The organism is Methylobacterium sp. Gmos1 (assembly GCF_053764715.1).
This window is the reverse complement of record NZ_JBSNCC010000002.1, coordinates 597,710-612,496: the sequence shown is the minus strand read 5'-3', so window position 1 is coordinate 612,496 and position 14,787 is coordinate 597,710. Positions and strand designations below refer to the sequence as shown.

16 protein-coding genes are annotated in these 14,787 nt (G+C 71.5%); 7 read left to right on the top strand and 9 right to left on the bottom strand.

Annotated features, from left to right (window positions below; translation table 11 throughout):
• The first annotated feature begins 30 nt into the window (after positions 1 to 30).
• Genes nthA through ACS5PV_RS06030 form a run of 3 tightly spaced genes read left to right on the top strand, consistent with a single transcriptional unit; the run spans position 31 to position 1,690 of the window.
• Positions 31 to 705 (top strand): nitrile hydratase subunit alpha, encoded by a 675-nt coding sequence (gene nthA, locus ACS5PV_RS06040; protein WP_455394429.1) that lies wholly within the window; start codon positions 31 to 33, stop codon positions 703 to 705.
• Entirely contained in the window at positions 702 to 1,373 is a 672-nt protein-coding gene (nthB, locus tag ACS5PV_RS06035) for a nitrile hydratase subunit beta (protein ID WP_455394428.1), read from the top strand. Before nthA ends, nthB begins: the two co-directional genes overlap by 4 nt.
• Entirely contained in the window at positions 1,370 to 1,690 is a 321-nt protein-coding gene (locus tag ACS5PV_RS06030; protein WP_455394427.1) for a nitrile hydratase accessory protein, read from the top strand. The genes nthB and ACS5PV_RS06030 overlap by 4 nt, the downstream gene beginning before the upstream one ends.
• A gap of 103 nt (positions 1,691 to 1,793) precedes the next feature.
• Here ACS5PV_RS06030 and ACS5PV_RS06025 read toward each other — a convergent pair whose 3' ends face one another.
• The 4 genes from ACS5PV_RS06025 to ACS5PV_RS06010 all read right to left on the bottom strand — a co-directional run bounded on the left by ACS5PV_RS06025 (position 1,794) and on the right by ACS5PV_RS06010 (position 4,985).
• A complete protein-coding gene (locus tag ACS5PV_RS06025) occupies positions 1,794 to 2,669 on the bottom strand; it encodes an NAD(P)-dependent oxidoreductase (RefSeq protein ID WP_455394426.1) in 876 nt (291 codons plus the stop codon).
• 65 nt (positions 2,670 to 2,734) lie between these two features.
• Positions 2,735 to 3,172: a tellurite resistance TerB family protein gene (locus ACS5PV_RS06020; protein ID WP_455394425.1), complete on the bottom strand. Its 438-nt coding sequence runs from the start codon at positions 3,170 to 3,172 to the stop codon at positions 2,735 to 2,737.
• 286 nt (positions 3,173 to 3,458) lie between these two features.
• Positions 3,459 to 4,589, bottom strand: coding sequence for a zinc-dependent alcohol dehydrogenase family protein (locus ACS5PV_RS06015; protein ID WP_455394424.1), 1,131 nt, complete (start codon positions 4,587 to 4,589; stop codon positions 3,459 to 3,461).
• Between the two features lie 129 nt (positions 4,590 to 4,718).
• Positions 4,719 to 4,985: a DUF1127 domain-containing protein gene (locus ACS5PV_RS06010; protein WP_455394423.1), complete on the bottom strand. Its 267-nt coding sequence runs from the start codon at positions 4,983 to 4,985 to the stop codon at positions 4,719 to 4,721.
• A 106-nt stretch (positions 4,986 to 5,091) separates the two neighbouring features.
• Here ACS5PV_RS06010 and ACS5PV_RS06005 point away from each other — a divergent pair, with 106 nt between their 5' ends.
• The 3 genes from ACS5PV_RS06005 (at position 5,092) to ACS5PV_RS05995 (ending at position 8,627) form a co-directional block, all read left to right on the top strand.
• A complete protein-coding gene (locus ACS5PV_RS06005; RefSeq protein WP_455394422.1) occupies positions 5,092 to 5,970 on the top strand; it encodes a LysR substrate-binding domain-containing protein in 879 nt (292 codons plus the stop codon).
• Positions 5,971 to 6,335: 365 nt separating this feature from the next.
• Complete coding sequence (locus tag ACS5PV_RS06000; protein WP_455394421.1) at positions 6,336 to 7,592, top strand: porin; 1,257 nt, start codon at positions 6,336 to 6,338, stop codon at positions 7,590 to 7,592.
• Between the two features lie 399 nt (positions 7,593 to 7,991).
• Positions 7,992 to 8,627: a LysE family translocator gene (locus ACS5PV_RS05995; protein WP_455394420.1), complete on the top strand. Its 636-nt coding sequence runs from the start codon at positions 7,992 to 7,994 to the stop codon at positions 8,625 to 8,627.
• A 4-nt stretch (positions 8,628 to 8,631) separates the two neighbouring features.
• Here the strand turns inward: ACS5PV_RS05995 and ACS5PV_RS05990 are convergent, their stop codons facing one another.
• From ACS5PV_RS05990 to ACS5PV_RS05975, 4 genes are all read right to left on the bottom strand, one after another.
• Positions 8,632 to 10,164: a sensor domain-containing diguanylate cyclase gene (locus ACS5PV_RS05990; RefSeq protein ID WP_455394419.1), complete on the bottom strand. Its 1,533-nt coding sequence runs from the start codon at positions 10,162 to 10,164 to the stop codon at positions 8,632 to 8,634.
• A 175-nt stretch (positions 10,165 to 10,339) separates the two neighbouring features.
• The gene (locus ACS5PV_RS05985) at positions 10,340 to 10,837 is read right to left on the bottom strand and encodes a hypothetical protein (RefSeq protein WP_455394418.1); all 498 of its coding nucleotides are present in this window, start codon (positions 10,835 to 10,837) and stop codon (positions 10,340 to 10,342) included.
• A gap of 6 nt (positions 10,838 to 10,843) precedes the next feature.
• Positions 10,844 to 12,148 (bottom strand): 23S rRNA (adenine(2503)-C(2))-methyltransferase RlmN, encoded by a 1,305-nt coding sequence (gene rlmN, locus ACS5PV_RS05980; protein ID WP_455394417.1) that lies wholly within the window; start codon positions 12,146 to 12,148, stop codon positions 10,844 to 10,846.
• Positions 12,149 to 12,462: 314 nt separating this feature from the next.
• Positions 12,463 to 13,065 carry a hypothetical protein gene (locus ACS5PV_RS05975; protein WP_455394416.1) on the bottom strand — a complete coding sequence of 201 codons (603 nt, stop codon included), beginning with the start codon at positions 13,063 to 13,065 and terminating at the stop codon, positions 12,463 to 12,465.
• A gap of 269 nt (positions 13,066 to 13,334) precedes the next feature.
• On the opposite strand from ACS5PV_RS05975, the gene ACS5PV_RS05970 reads away from it, so the two are divergent.
• Positions 13,335 to 14,387 carry a phosphotransferase gene (locus ACS5PV_RS05970; RefSeq protein ID WP_455394415.1) on the top strand — a complete coding sequence of 351 codons (1,053 nt, stop codon included), beginning with the start codon at positions 13,335 to 13,337 and terminating at the stop codon, positions 14,385 to 14,387.
• 96 nt (positions 14,388 to 14,483) lie between these two features.
• Here ACS5PV_RS05970 and ACS5PV_RS05965 read toward each other — a convergent pair whose 3' ends face one another.
• Positions 14,484 to 14,720, bottom strand: a complete 237-nt coding sequence (locus ACS5PV_RS05965; protein ID WP_455394414.1) for a hypothetical protein — start codon at positions 14,718 to 14,720, stop codon at positions 14,484 to 14,486.
• Between the last annotated feature and the right edge of the window lie 67 nt (positions 14,721 to 14,787).

Below are 14,787 nucleotides of genomic sequence, written 5' to 3'. Positions count from 1 at the left end.
GCGTATCCTCGACGCCTAGGGAGGCCCGGCATGGCGCAAGACCACGACCAGCATCATCACGACCACGATCACCACGACCATCATCACGACCACGACCATCCGCACGGCAGCGAGCTGTCGCCGATGGACCTGCGGGTGCGGGCCCTCGAATCGATCCTGGTCGAGAAGGGCTACGTCGATCCGGCCGCCCTCGACGTGCTGATCGAGACCTACGAGACCCGGGTCGGGCCGCATAACGGCGCCCGGGTGGTGGCGCGGGCCTGGGTCGATCCGGCCTTCAAGGCGCGGCTCCTGCGGGACGGCAGCGCGGCGATGCGCGAGCTCGACGTCGGCGGGCGCGGCGGCGAGCACATGGTGGTGGTCGAGAACACGCCCGACGAGCACAACCTCGTCGTCTGCACCCTGTGCTCCTGCTATCCCTGGCCGGTGCTCGGCCTGCCGCCGGTCTGGTACAAGTCGCCGCCCTACCGCTCCCGCGCCGTCATCGACCCGCGCGGCGTGCTCGCCGAGTTCGGCACGAGCCTGCCGCCCGAGACGCGGATCCGGGTGTGGGATTCGACCGCGGAGCTGCGCTACATGGTGCTGCCGATGCGGCCCCCCGGGTCCGAGCACCTCGACGAGGCGGCGCTCGCCGACCTCGTCACCCGCGATGCGATGATCGGCACCGGGCTCCCCTTGAGCCCCGACCAGGTGGTGCGCGCATGAACGGCGGACAGGATCTCGGCGGCATGCAGGGCTTCGGCCCGCTGGGCCTGGAGGCGGACGAGCCCTGGTTCCACGCTCCCTGGGAGCGGCGGGTCTTCGCGATGGCGATGGCGATGGGGGCGACCGGCACCTGGAACCTCGACGCCAGCCGCGCCGCCCGCGAATCGCTGCCGCCGGGCGAGTACCTGACCTCCAGCTACTACCGGATCTGGTTCCGCGCCCTGGAGCGCCAGGTCCAGCAGCACGGCCTCGTCGAGGCCGGCGAGCTCGCGGCCGGCGCCGCGCTCGCCCCGCCCGCCCCGGTCGCCCGGGTACTGAAGGCCGAGGAGGTCGCGCCGCTGTTCTCCCGCGGCTTCCCGAGCGACCGCCCGGTGGCGACGCCCGCCCGCTTCGCCCCCGGCGACGAGGTGCGGGCCAAGGTGATCCACCCGGCCGGCCATACCCGCCTGCCGCGCTACGTCCGCGGGCGCACCGGCACGGTCGAGCGGGTCCATGGCGGCTTCGTCTTCCCCGATTCCAACGCCGCCTTCGCCGGCGAGGCGCCGCAATGGCTCTACACCGTGCGCTTCTCAGGGATCGAGCTGTGGGGCGAGGACGCGGATCCGGGGCTTGCCGTCTCGGTCAACGCCTTCGAGAGCTACCTCGAACCGGCGAGGCGCGGCGCATGAGCCTTCCTCACACGGGCCGCCCGCCCGAGCCCCCGATCTTCGCTGCCCCCTGGGAGGCGCAGACCTTCGCGCTGGTGGTCTCGCTGCACGATGCCGGCCTGTTCACCTGGGGCGAGTGGGCGACAGCTCTCGGCCGGGCCGGCGACCGGGTGGCGGATTACGCGCTGTGGCTCGAGACGATCGAGGCGCTGCTCGCCGAGCGCGGCCTGACCAGCGCGGCGGCCCTGGAGGCGCGCCGCGCCGCCTTCGCGCGGGCGGCGGCGGCGACGCCGCACGGGGAGCCGATCCTGCTGGAGAACGATCCGGGGGCGGTCTGAGAGCTGCGACCCATGGATCTCACGCCCGCGTCATCCCGGGTTCTCGGCTGCGCCGCGCCCAGGATGACGCGGAAGAGATGCCGACCTGAAGGCCGGTTCGTCCCTACCCCCGGCCCGCCCGCCGCATCGACACCGTCGCCAACGCCGCCAGGTCCTTCTCCCCGTCGCCATGCGCGAGTGCGTCGAGCAGGCCGTCGCGCAGGACGCTGGCGAGGGGCATCGGCACCCGGGCGGCTTCCGCGGCGGCCAGCGCCAGGCGCACGTCCTTGGCGCCGAGCGAGAGCCCGAAGCCCGGGGGCTCGTAGCGGGCGGCGGCGATCGAGGCGCCGTAGTTCTTGTAGACCGGCGCGGCGAAGATCGTGTTCGTCAGGAGGTCGAGGAGGTCGGACGCCGCGACCCCGTACGCCTCGCCGAGCGCCGCGGCCTCGCCCATCGCCTCGATCGCCGCGACGATCATCATGTTGCCGGCGAGCTTGACCGCGTTGGCCCGGGCCGGCGCCTCGCCGAAGCGCCAGGTCTTCGCCCCCATCGCGTCGAGGAGAGGCTGCGCGCGGGTGATCGCGTCCTCCGGACCGGCCGCCAGGATGTTGAGCTTGCCCGCGTCGGCCACGTCGGGCCGGCCGAAGACCGGGGCGGAGACGTAAGCCACGCCGGCGCGGCCGTGCACCGCCGCCAGCTCCTCGGCCAGCGCGACCGAGATGGTGCTGGTGCCGAGATGCAGGCCCGGCTTCTCGGCCTGGTCGAGCAGGCCCCCCTCGACGATGACGGCGCGCAAAGCGGCGTCGTCGGCCAGCATCGTCACCGCGGCGTCGCCCCGGAACGCCTCGGCGGGGGTCGCCACCGGCTCGGCGCCGTGGGCGCGCAACGCCTCCGCCGCCTGGGGCGAGCGGTTCCACACCCGGACCCGGTGGCCGGCCTTGACCAGGTTGAGCGCCATCGGCCGGCCCATCCGGCCGAGCCCGAGAAATCCGACATCCATTGCGACACACTCCCCACCCTGCGGGTCGGGGAGGAGATATGGCGATCCTGGCCCGTGTCAGGCCCTCACGCGCCGAGCAGGACCGCCTTCTCGACGCTGAGCACCTCGGCGATCTCGGCGAGCGCCTTGTGCTCCAGTTCGCTGATGCCGCCCTGGTCGGCGACGTCGGCGGCGATCAGGAAGACGTCCTGGCGCTGCTCCAGCGGCCGGTCGGCGATGGCCGAGACGAGGCGCAGGTTCTCGACCCGCCCGGCCCGGCTCTTCGCCCGGGCGATCGCCTCGTGCAGCTCCTGCTCGAGCTTCAGCACGCCGTAGGACTTGTGCAGGATCGGGTTGTTGCTGAGGTCGGACAGCGCCGTCTCGATCTCCTGCTCGTCGATCTCCTGGTCGGCCAGGATCACGGTGGCGGCCGCCGAGCAGGCGGCATGGAGGAAGGCGGTGTCGCCGGCATAGGACATGACGACCCGGCCGACCCGGGAGAAGGCATCCTGAAACAGCCCCATGGCACGTCCTTGACCAGAAGATCCCTCGGGCCGGCCGCGCGGCCCCGCATTGCATCCGCCCATCGATGCATGGGTGCGCGCGCCGGGCAAGAGCAGCGCGGCTCTAGCCCGGCGGCCCAGGTGGTCGAGGGGGGAGATCCGCGCAAGAAAGACCGGGGGCGTGCTCCATCCGACACGCCCGGATCGACCATGACGTCGCGAAGCCCGGGCAACCGGATCACCGCACGACTGACGCTCGACGGCCGGAGCCTGCCGGGCTCTTATCGCTCCCCTATATCGCGATCCCCTACATAGCGATCACTTGCCGAATCGCCTCGCCGCGGTCGAGCCGGTCGAAGCCCTCGTTGATCTGGTCGAGGGTGAGCGTGCCGGTCATCAGCTTGTTCACCGGCAGGCGGCCCTGGCGGTACATCGCGATGTAGCGCGGGATGTCCCGGGCCGGGACGCAGGAGCCCATGTAGCTGCCACGCACCACCCGCTCCTCGCCGACGAGGCCGACCGGCGGCAGGGTGAAGCTGTCGTTCGGGTTGGCGAGGCCGGCGGTCGCCGTGGTGCCGCCGCGGCGGGTGATCCGGTAGGCGGTGTCGAAGGCCTTGACCGAGCCGGCCATCTCCAGGGCGTAGTCGACGCCGCCGTCGGTGGCGTCGCGGATCGCCGCGACCGCGTCCGGATCGGAGGCGAGGAACGCGTCGGTGGCGCCGAGCTCACGGGCGACCCGGAGCTTGTCCTCGGACAGGTCGACCGCGACGATCCGGCCGGCGCCGGCGGCCACCGCGCCGATCAGCGCCGAGAGGCCGACGCCGCCCAGTCCCACCACCGCGACGCTCTGGCCCATCCGCACCTGACAGGTGTTCACCACCGCGCCGACGCCGGTCATCACCGCGCAGCCGAACAAAGCCGCCTCGACGAGCGGCACCTCGGGATCGATCTTCACGATCGAGCGGCGCGAGATCACCGCGTACTCGCCGAAGGCCGAGACGCCGCTGTGATGGCTCACCTCGACCCCGTCGCAGCGGATGCGCTTCTCTCCCGACAGCAGCGTGCCGCGGGCATTCGCGGCGTTGCCGGGCTCGCACAGGGCGCCGCGCCCCTCGCGGCAGGGCGCGCAGCCGCCGCAGGTCGGCACGAACGACATCACCACGTGGTCGCCGCGCTTCAGGTCGGTGACGCCGGGTCCCAGTTCCTCGACGACCCCCGAGGCCTCGTGCCCGAGCGCCACCGGCACTGGGCGGACCCGGTCGCCGTTGATGACCGAGAGGTCGGAGTGGCACAGGCCGGCGCCGGCGATCTTCACCAGCACCTCGTCCGGCCCCGGCGGATCGAGATCGATCGTCTCGATGCGCAGCGGCCGGCTCTCGGCGTAGGGCCGCCCGACGGGGGCGTGGTGCAGGATGGCGGCGCGGACGCGGTGGGTCACGAGGTATCCTCCCGGCGGGGCATCTTCGCGGCCCCGGCGGGGAGCAGGCTGGCAGCGGCCCCGCGACCGGTCAACCGGCGGCGGGCGCAAGGCATCGGGCCGCGCCGTGCTCGGGCGACATCGCGTCGATCAGGCGACATCGTGCAGGCCGGCCCGCCAGAACGGGCGTTGCGCCTCGGCGTGCGCCTCCGCCCGGGTGAGGCCGACATCGGCCAGGGTCTCGTCGGTCATGAACGGCAGGCCGCGGGCGAGGCTGCGGCGGGCGCTCCAGCGCCGGAACCAGCCTCGCAGGATCGCCACGCCGGACATCTGCGGTTCGTGCGCGCGGCTCACGATCAGGCTCCGCGGGGCGCCGACGACGCGGTGCATCGGGAACGGGATGACGGTGGCGGCCACGGCAGGTCTCCTTCTCGCTCTGGCACCGCAGAGCTACCCGGGACGGGCGCTCCCGTATATTGAGTTCTTCCATCCGCTCCGTGAGCGAAACTCACAAGGCTCCGCCATGCGCCAGCTGCCGCCGCTCTCCTCGCTGCGCGCCTTCGAGGCCGCGGCGCGCCTCGGCTCGGTGACGAAGGCGGCGGGCGAGCTCGGGCGCACCCACGGCGCGGTGTCGCGCCAGGTGCGGGCGTTGCAGGAGCAGGCCGGCACCGCCCTGTTCGAGAAGGCCGGCACGGGCCTGCGGCTCACCCCCGCCGGCGAGGTGTTCCGGGGCGTGGTGGCGGGGGTGCTCGACGACCTCGAGCGGGGATTCGCGCGGCTGCGCGATGCCGGGCGCGGCGCCAACGTCCACCTCGCTTGCGGGGCGACCTTCGCGATGCGCTGGCTGGTGCCGCGCCTGTCGGGCTTCTACCGCGAGCGGCCGACGGTGCAGGTGCGCCTCTCGATGACCTCGGCCCGGGAGGTCCGCGACGACGGCGCCGACCTGGTGCTGAGCTGGGACCGGCTCGCCCGCCCGCTCCGCGACGAGGCGCGGGCGATCCGCCTCGGGGACGTCGCCTTCGGGGTGGTCTGCGCGCCCGGCTACCCGATCCGGCGCGAGGACGGGCGGCTCGCCGCCGAAACCCGGATCGTGCACGAATACACCCCGCATTCCTGGCCGGCCTGGGAGGCGGCGACGGGCATGCGGATCACGGCGGAGCGCGACAGCGCCTTCCCGCATAACGGCCTGTGCATCGAGGCCGCCCTGTCGGGGCTCGGGATCGCCCTGGTGGAGCAGATGCTGGTGCGCGACGAACTCGCGGCGGGGCGCCTCGTCGCGCCGTGCGGCCTGCACCGCTTCGCCGGCGGCTTCGCGGCCGTGCCGGCGGCGGACCGGCCGCTCTCGCCGGCGGCCGCCGCCTTCATCGACTGGCTGCGGCGGATGCTGGCCGAGGAGGCGTGAGGTCTCCCGCTCCCGCCGCGCGGTTCTTCGACCGGTCGCGGCGTGATGCGAGACAGCCCTATCCCTTCCGCGGGGCGCGACGGGGGCCGCCGAATCATGCACCGGGCACGGCCTGTACGCAGGTGCCCCAGCGGAGAGGCGCCCCGCGGCAGCGTCATTCGTACGGCGTCCAAGTATCCGCTCCCTATCCACCCGCGTTGCGCGAAAGACACGGCAGCGGATACACCTGCGCAACAGAGCCTAGATTGCCCATTTTTTGAGCAAACGCCCAACAAAAGGTTTTGCCACCGTGCCGCCACACTGCCAGCTTGGCCGCAGTTGGACCCGGCCAGCCCTGGCCCCAGATGGACTTATCGACCGTGGCAATGCGCTTCACCCTCAGCAGCCTGACCGTCGCCCTGCTGTCGACCGGGTCCGCCCTGGCCGCCGACCTGGCAGTCCCGGCCCCGGCGCCGGCGGTCGTAGTCGAGCACTGCAAGGCGACCCTGTCGCTGCCGGCCTATGGCGGCGTGATCAAGCCGAACCCGAACCCGTCCTGCTTCACCCTCGGCGGCTTCGGCGACATCTATGTCGGCGGCGCGCTCACCGGCTACGCCTACACCCAGACCAATCCGTTCCCGTTCTCGGCCGCGCCGCTGCCGAGCGACCGGGCGGCCCGGGTCGACTTCACCAACATCCAGGGCTGGATCCAGAAGGCCGACGGCCCGTTCCAGTTCTACGTCCAGGCCGGCGCCTACGCGATCCCGGCCCTCGGCTTCCTCAACTACAGCGCCCTCGACCAGACCGACCTGCTGTTCACGCCCCTGCCGGTCGCCTTCGGCAAGTACGTGTTCAACGACCAGTGGTCGATCCAGGGCGGCCGGATGCCGACCCTGATCGGCACCGAGGCGCCGTTCACCTTCCAGAACCTGAACATCTCGCGCGGCCTCCTGTTCAACCAGGAGAACATCATCAACCACGGCGTGCAGGTGAACTACAGCGACGGCCCGTGGTCGGCCTCGGTGGCGGGCACCGACGGGTTCTTCTCCGGCAACATCAGCTGGCTGACCGGCGCCGTCACCTACAAGCTCGACGACAACAACACCTTCGGCATCAACGGCGGCGTCAACCTCGACCGCACCGACGTGCTGTCGCGCAGCCTGCGCTACTCCTACGCGACCCCGCTGTTCCAGCAGAACAGCGGCATCCTGTCGGTCAACTACACCTACTCGAACGGGCCGTGGACGATCACGCCCTACTTCCAGTACACGAACGTCGCGCGCGACAACCGGATCGGCATCGTCGAGGGCGCCTCGACCTATGGCGGCGCGGTCCTGGCGGCCTACTCCTTCACCGACAACTTCGCCCTGGCCGGCCGCGTCGAGTACATCACCCAGACCGGCGACCGGTTCTCGGGCGGCACCAGCCTGCTCTACGGCGCGGGCAGCTCGGCCCTGTCCTTCACCGTCACCCCGACCTTCACCTTCGACCGCTTCTTCGTCCGCGGCGAGTACTCGCGGGTCCAGCTCTACGACATCACCCGCGGCGACCTCGCCTTCGGCACGCTCGGCACCGGCTTCGGCCGCACCGGCAACCGCACGTCTCAGGACCGCTACATGATCGAGGGCGGCATCACCTTCTGACGACGACGCCCGATCACCCGGCGTCCCCGCTCGCGCCCGCCCGGCACCCCCGGGCGGGCGCTTCGCGTTTCGGGGTCCCGCGAGACTTGGCGCCGAACTGATCGACCGTTCTCATGAGCCCCCCGCCCTTTCCCGGACGACTGGAACGAAGTGAAAGGAGATCCGGGATCCAGCGTGAAAAGTCGCGAAGCGTCCTTGTGCCTGCAACGGCGCAACATTCAGAGCCGCTTCGCGGCACGTCTCTCCTGGATCCCGGATCTCCTTCCGCTGACGCTCCAGTCGTCCGGGAAAGGGGAGTGGCTTGCGAGGGCCGCCGGAGGAGCGGCCCTCGGCACTCCCGACTTGCACCGCTCCCACGAGCGGGTACAGACCGGATCGAGCCCCCGCGGAACCCGCCCGATGAGCTTCCTGCCCGACATCCCGACGCTGCTCGCCTACCTCGCCGCCTGCCTGGTGCTGTTCGTCACGCCCGGGCCCGACATGAGCCTGACGCTCGCTCGCACCATCGGGTCGGGGCGGCGGGCCGGGATCGTGACGGTGCTGGGCACGAGCCTCGGCACCCTGATCCACACCCTCGCCGCCGTGCTCGGCATCTCGGCCCTGATCGCCGCCTCGGCCACCGCCTTCACGGTGCTGAAGGTGGTGGGCGCGCTCTACCTCGCCTGGCTCGCGGTCGACGCGCTGCGCCGCGGCTCGTCCCTCAACGTCCGGGCCGAGGCGGTGCGGGGCGGGCTGTGGCGCACCTTCTGGCTCGGGCTCGGCGTCAACCTCACCAACCCCAAGGTGGTGCTGTTCTTCCTCACCTTCCTGCCGCAATTCGTGCGCGCCGACGCTCCCGACCCGACCGGCCAGCTCGCCTTCCTGGGCCTCGCCTTCGTCGGCCTGTCGCTGCCGCTCGGGATCCTGATGGTGCTCGGCGCCGCCCGGGTCACCGGCGCGCTCCAGGCCCGGCCGCGGCTGATGCGGGGGATCGACTGGCTGTTCGCCGGGCTGTTCGGCACCTTCGCGGCCCGCATCCTGCTGACCGTCCGCTGACCCGTCAGGACGCCGCGACGTCCGCCCCCGCGACCAGGCGCAGATGGGCGGCGGCCGGCCGTGCCTCGGCCCGGCAGGTGCGGTTGCGGCCCGCGCTCTTTGCTGCGTAGAGCGCGGCGTCGGCTGCCCGGTAGAGCTCGGCCGGGGTGCCGCCGACGGCCTCCGCGAGGCCGATGCTCACCGTCACGGCGCCGGGGCCGAGGGCGGCGGAGGTCACCGCGAGCGTCGCCACTGCCGCGTGCAGGCGCTCGGCGACCCGCGCCGCCCCCTCCGCGTCGGTGCCCGGCAGGACCACGCCGAATTCCTCGCCGCCGATCCGGCTGACGAGGTCGAGCGGGCGGTGGGTGCGGTCCGACAGGCAGCGCGCCAGCCCGCACAGGATCTCGTCGCCGACCGCGTGACCGTAGCGGTCGTTGAAGCACTTGAAATGGTCGGCGTCGACGATCAGCAGGGCGGTGGCCTGGCCGCTGCGGGCGGAGGCCGCCAGGGCCACCGCCAAGGCCTCGTCGAAGCGGCGACGGTTCGGCAGCCCGGTCAGCCCGTCGGTCATCGACAGGCGGGCGAGCTCGGCCTCGACCGTCTCGCGCCGCCGCAATTCCCGCCCGCACAGCAGCGCGAGCAGCACCGCGAGGCAAAACAGGGCCAGCAGGCTCGAGCCGATCATCAGCGCCTTGGCGCGCCACCCGGCCTCGATCTCGTCCGTGCTCAGGCCGATCGACAGGACGAGCGGCAGGTCGCCGACCTGCGTGAAGGTGAAGAGCCGGTGCACGCCGTCGCGGACGGCCCGCGCGGCGAAGCTGCCGTCGCGCTCGTGGACGATGCGCTGGAAGTTCGGCACGCCGGAGACGTCGGCGCCGACGTCGCGCACGTCGTAGGGGAAGCGCACGAGCCGGATGCCGTCCCGCCGGACCAGGTTGATGCTGCCGTTCGGCCCGAGGCCGATTCGGGCCAGCATCTCGGCGAAGTGCGACAGCTTCAGCGTGCCGACCGCGACGCCGCCGAACGAGCCGTCCGGCTTGTTGACGCGCCGGCTGAAGGCGACCGTGTAGGCGCCCGACATCCGCGACTGGTACGGCTTGCTGATGTAGAGCCCGACATCGGGGTCCCGGCGATGGACCTGGAAGTAGTCGCGGTCGGCGAAGCTCCCGCCCGCGCCCGTCGGGTAGCGCGAGTTGAGGAGGCCGTAGCCGTTCTCGTCGAACAGGACCAGGATCCCCAGGCCGTCGGCGGTCACGACCCGGTCGAACAGCAAGAGCTGGCGCAGGCTTTCGGGCGCCGCGGCGACGAGGGGGTTCTCGATCTTGGCGATCATGCCCCGCAAGGCGAGGTCCATGATCTCGACGTTGCGGACGATGTCGCCCTTGATGACCTGAAGCAGGTTGCGCGACGTCTCCTCCTGCCGGGACCACATCTCCTGCCGCATCTCGTGGAGCATGAAGCCGGAGACCAGCAGCATCCCGAGGGGAGCCAGCACGCCGAGCGCGATCCAGGCCCGGACTGTCCCGATGACGGCGAGGAGGCGGCGCGGCGGCGGCATCGGGGACGGTCTCTGGGTAAGGCGCCGGAGAGACCGCGACCTTAGCCCCGCAAGTCTGAACAAGATTTTCACGGAGCGGCTCGGCACCCCGGTCTTCCGCCGCCGCGACGGGCTGATGACTGCCGCGATGCGTAAGATAACTGACGCAAAGCCCGCCGACGGGGCGGGCGCCGGCTCATCGCCGCGGCGCCGCCCACATCGTCGCCGGCCCGCAGCCGGCGAAGCGCCCGGCACCGAGCCAGTAGACCAGGCCGGCGATGCCGCCGGCGCAGAACAGGATCGCCGTCACCCGCCCCTCCCCAACCCCTGCCGGTCCGGCGCCGCCGCGCATCAGCCAGGGCAGCAGCGCGGTGAGGAGGCCGGTAGCGCCGCCGTACCAGGCGAGGGACCGCCAGCCCAGCACCTCGCCGACGACCGCGTTGAGGGCCGGCGGCACCGCGACGAGGAGCAGGACGGCGCGCCCGAGGCTTAACCCCCCCTCGATCATCCCGGGATCCGGCGCGTAGCCCTCGGCGAGGTCCGACAGCACGGCCTCGAGGCCCGACAGGCCGAGGGCGCCCAGCAGGTCGCGCAGGGCCGGGTCCATGGCGACGCCGACCCCGAGGGCGAGGGCGCCGCAGGCGACCGCCATCAGGAGCGCGGTCGCGACGGCGAGGAGGCGGCCGAGGGACATGGCCGGTCAGTCGTCGTCGTGCGCGGCGGCGTAGACGCCCTCGGCGCCGATGCCCTCTTCCAGCATCAGCCGGGCGCGCGCCCGCAGCTTCTCGGTCTCGCTCTTGAGCTGGCCGCAGGCCGCCAGGATGTCGCGGCCCCGGGGCGTGCGCACCGGCGAGGCGTAGCCGGCATTGAACACGATCTCGGAGAAGCGCTCGATCCGCTCCCAGTCCGAGCACTCGTATTTCGAGCCGGGCCAGGGGTTGAACGGGATCAGGTTGATCTTGGCCGGGATGCCCTTGAGCAGGCGCACCAGCTCCCGCGCCTCGGCGTCGGAGTCGTTGACGCCCTTCAGCATCACGTACTCGAAGGTGATGCGGCGCGCGTTCGACACGCCCGGATAGTCGCGGCAGGCCTGGAGCAGGTCGCGGATCGGGTACTTGCGGTTGAGCGGCACCAGCTCGTTGCGCAGGTCGTCGCGCACGGCGTGGAGCGAGATCGCCAGCATGGCGTTGGCCTCGAGGCCGAGGCGCTCGAATTGCGGCACCACGCCGGAGGTCGAGACGGTGATGCGCCGGCGCGACAGGCCCAAGCCCTCGTGGTCGCTCATCACCCCGACCGCGTCGATGACGTTGTCGACGTTGTAGAGCGGCTCGCCCATGCCCATGAACACGATGTTCGAGACGAAGCGCGAGCCGTCGACCGGCACGAAGGCGCCCTTCGGCGGGGTCTTGCCGGGCCAGTCGCCGAGGCGGTCGCGGGCCACCACCAGCTGCGAGACGATTTCTTGGGCTGAGAGGTTGCGCACCAGGCGCTGCGTGCCGGTGTGGCAGAACGAGCAGGTGAGCGTGCAGCCGACCTGCGACGAGACGCAGAGCGTGCCGCGGTCGTTGGCCGGGATGTAGACGCACTCGATCTCGGCGCCGCGATTGTGGTCGTGCCGGCCGGTCGGCGGCATGCGGATCAGCCACTTGCGGGTGCCGTCGCGCGACACCTGCTCGTTCACCACCTCGGGCCGGTCGAGGGTGTGGATGCCGGCGAGCTGGCCTTTCAGCACCTTGCTGACATTGGTCATCTCGTCGAAGGACGCGGCCCCCCGCACGTTGATCCAGTGCCAGAGCTGGCCGGCGCGCATGCGCTGCTCGCGCTCGGGCACGCCGATGGCGGCGAGCCGCCCTTTGAGCGCCTCGCGGGTGAGGCCGACCAGCGAGGTCGGGCCGGTGGTCTCCAGCGCCTCGGGACGGACCTCGGGCGTCTTCTCGATCGCCGGGGGTTGCTCGGAAACGGCGCCAGTCCCGCGCCGGGCGGTGTCGAACGACGCCGTCGCCATGATATTGCAGACCTTCGAAGGAAGCGGATTACCGCGGCATATAGGGGTATTCGGGCCGAAACGCGATGGGCGGGGGCCGAATCTACCCAGCGCCGCGGGCAAATACGTTGGCAGAAATTGGCGGAGGCCTCCCCTCTCCCGTGTGGGTGAGGGGCCGGGGGTGAGGGTGGCTCGGCTTACGGATAAAGCTCGAACTGTCGAGCTGCGCAGCTCAACGGTTGGAGCTTCATTCTGAACCCAAGCCACCCTCACCCCTACCCCTCTCCGACTCGGGAGAGGGGATCTCGCGCCCTATCCTTCACGTGATTTTTTCACTACTTGCACTCGTCCCGCGTGCGCTTCATCGCCTCGCCGAAGCCGTCGAGGGCGTACTCGTCGGTCGAGGCGTTGCCGCGCTGCGAGACGGCCTTGACGATCACCTTCTTGCCGCGGCTCATCTCAGCGACGACCTTGCTCTCGTCGGCCGGGTTCTGCACCCAGGCGTTGGCGCCCTTCACCACCAGCGCGTAGCGGGCCGCGCCGATCGCGAGGCTCGGGTCGGAGGCCGAGGAGGCCGGGGCCGGCACCGCGCCGTTCGCCGCGGCGGTCGTGGTCGCCTGGCCGCTGCCGGGCTTCGGGGCGAAGCCCAGCATCACCGCGACCTCGTTGTTGACCTTCTCGCCCTTGCGCACGGTGACGAAGAGGTAGGCCGGATCGCGCTTGAGGCTCTTCGGCAGCCGCACCTGCGGCTGGCTGATGGCGTAGCAGATGCGCGACTTGCCCTCGCCGGCGGCGAAGACGTTCCAGTCGCCGAAGGTGCCGATGGGGCTCGCCTGGAGGCTCGGGGGCGCTGCCTCCGCCTTCGGCTTTTGCCGGGCTTCGGCGGGCAGGACGAGGAGGGACAGGCCGAGGGCGGCGAGGACGGATGCGCGAATCATGCGGGCACTCTAGAGCATTTTCCGACGAAGTGGATACCGGTCGATCTCAGAAAATGCGGCAGAATCAATGACCTAGAGCAGCGGTCGATCGGCCGCTGCTCCAGGGCGCGCGGGGCGCGCGCTCGCCCATCCGATTGCCGGAAAATGCGGCGAAATCAGTGGGCTATCGACGGGTCCCGGCGAATTGCTGCGGTGCATGAATGACCCGGGGCGACGGCTGGGGCATGGTCCGGGCAGGAAACGCCCGCTTGAGAGGCCGCGAAGGTCGCATGAACGCCCCATCCCCGTCGGACCTGCCCGAGACCATCCCGGTGCGCGAGGCGCACCGCTTCCCGACCGAGGCGCTGGAAGCGTTCCTCGCCGGGCAGGGGCTGGGTCGCCTGCGCGAGCTGCGCCAGATGCGCGGCGGGCAGTCGAACCCGACCTTCCTGGTGATGGCCGAGGCCGGCGAGTACGTGCTGAGGAAGCAGCCGCCGGGCAAGCTCCTGCCGTCGGCCCACGCCGTCGATCGGGAGTTCCGGGTGCTGCAGGCGCTCTCGCGCACCGACGTGCCGGTGCCGCAGGCGGTGGCCTACTGCGCCGATGCGGACGTCATCGGCACCCCGTTCTACCTGATGGAGCGCCTGCACGGCCGGGTGTTCTGGGACCCGCTGCTGCCGGAACTGCCGCGCGAGGAGCGGGCGGGGATCTATTACGGGATGAACGAGGCGCTCGCCCGCCTCCACCTCGTCGAGCCTTCGGCGATCGGGCTCGCCGATTTCGGTCGCGCCGGCAACTACTTCCAGCGCCAGATCGAGCGCTGGTCGAAGCAGTGGGTCGCCTCGAAGACCCGCGAGAACGCCGCGATCGACCGGCTGGCGGAGTGGCTGCCGGCCCACATCCCGGCCGACAGCGACGAGACCCGGATCGTCCACGGCGACTTCCGCCTCGACAATATGATCTTCCACAAGACCGAGCCGCGGGTGATCGGCATCATCGACTGGGAGCTTGCCACCCTCGGCCACCCGCTCGCCGATCTCGGCTACAACTGCATCGCCTACAACACCGACCCGTCGGCCTATCGCGGCATGCTCGGGCGCGACCTGCCCGCACTCGGCATCCCCACCCAGGACGAGTACGTGCGCCGCTACTGCGAGCGCACCGGGCGCAGCGACGGCATCACGCCGTTCCACGTCGCCTTCGCGCTGTTTCGCCTGGCGGTGATCCTCGAGGGCGTGCTCGCCCGCGCGCAGGCCGGCAACGCGTCGAGCGACGAGGCGAGCCAGAAGGGCGCGCTCGGCATCGCGCTCGCCGAGCGGGGCTGGGAGCTGGCGCGCGGCTAGAGCGCTTCACGATCGCGCTGCGATCGTGAAGCTCCCCAAGCTCTTGTTTTGCCGCATACCTTCGACGAACCGGTATCCGCTTCGTCGGACGATGCCCTAACCCGCCTCGCGCTCCCGCCGCTTCTGGAGGCGGGTGACGCCGTAGACCGTCGCGAGCCGCAGGCGGGCGGAGCGGACCGGGGGAGCGTTGCGCTCCGCCTGGACCGCCGCGATGGTGCGGAGCGCCGCCGCGACGGAGCGCTCCAGGTTCGACTGACTCAGGTTCGACTGGCCAACGGTCGATTGGCTCTGCGCGGCGTTCTCGTCGCCGCGTAGGGTACGGACGGGCTGCATCGGGACGTCCCCTCCTCGGATCTCAAGTCTCCGTTTGAGCCCGACAATCCGGCGCGGCCGGGGCCGG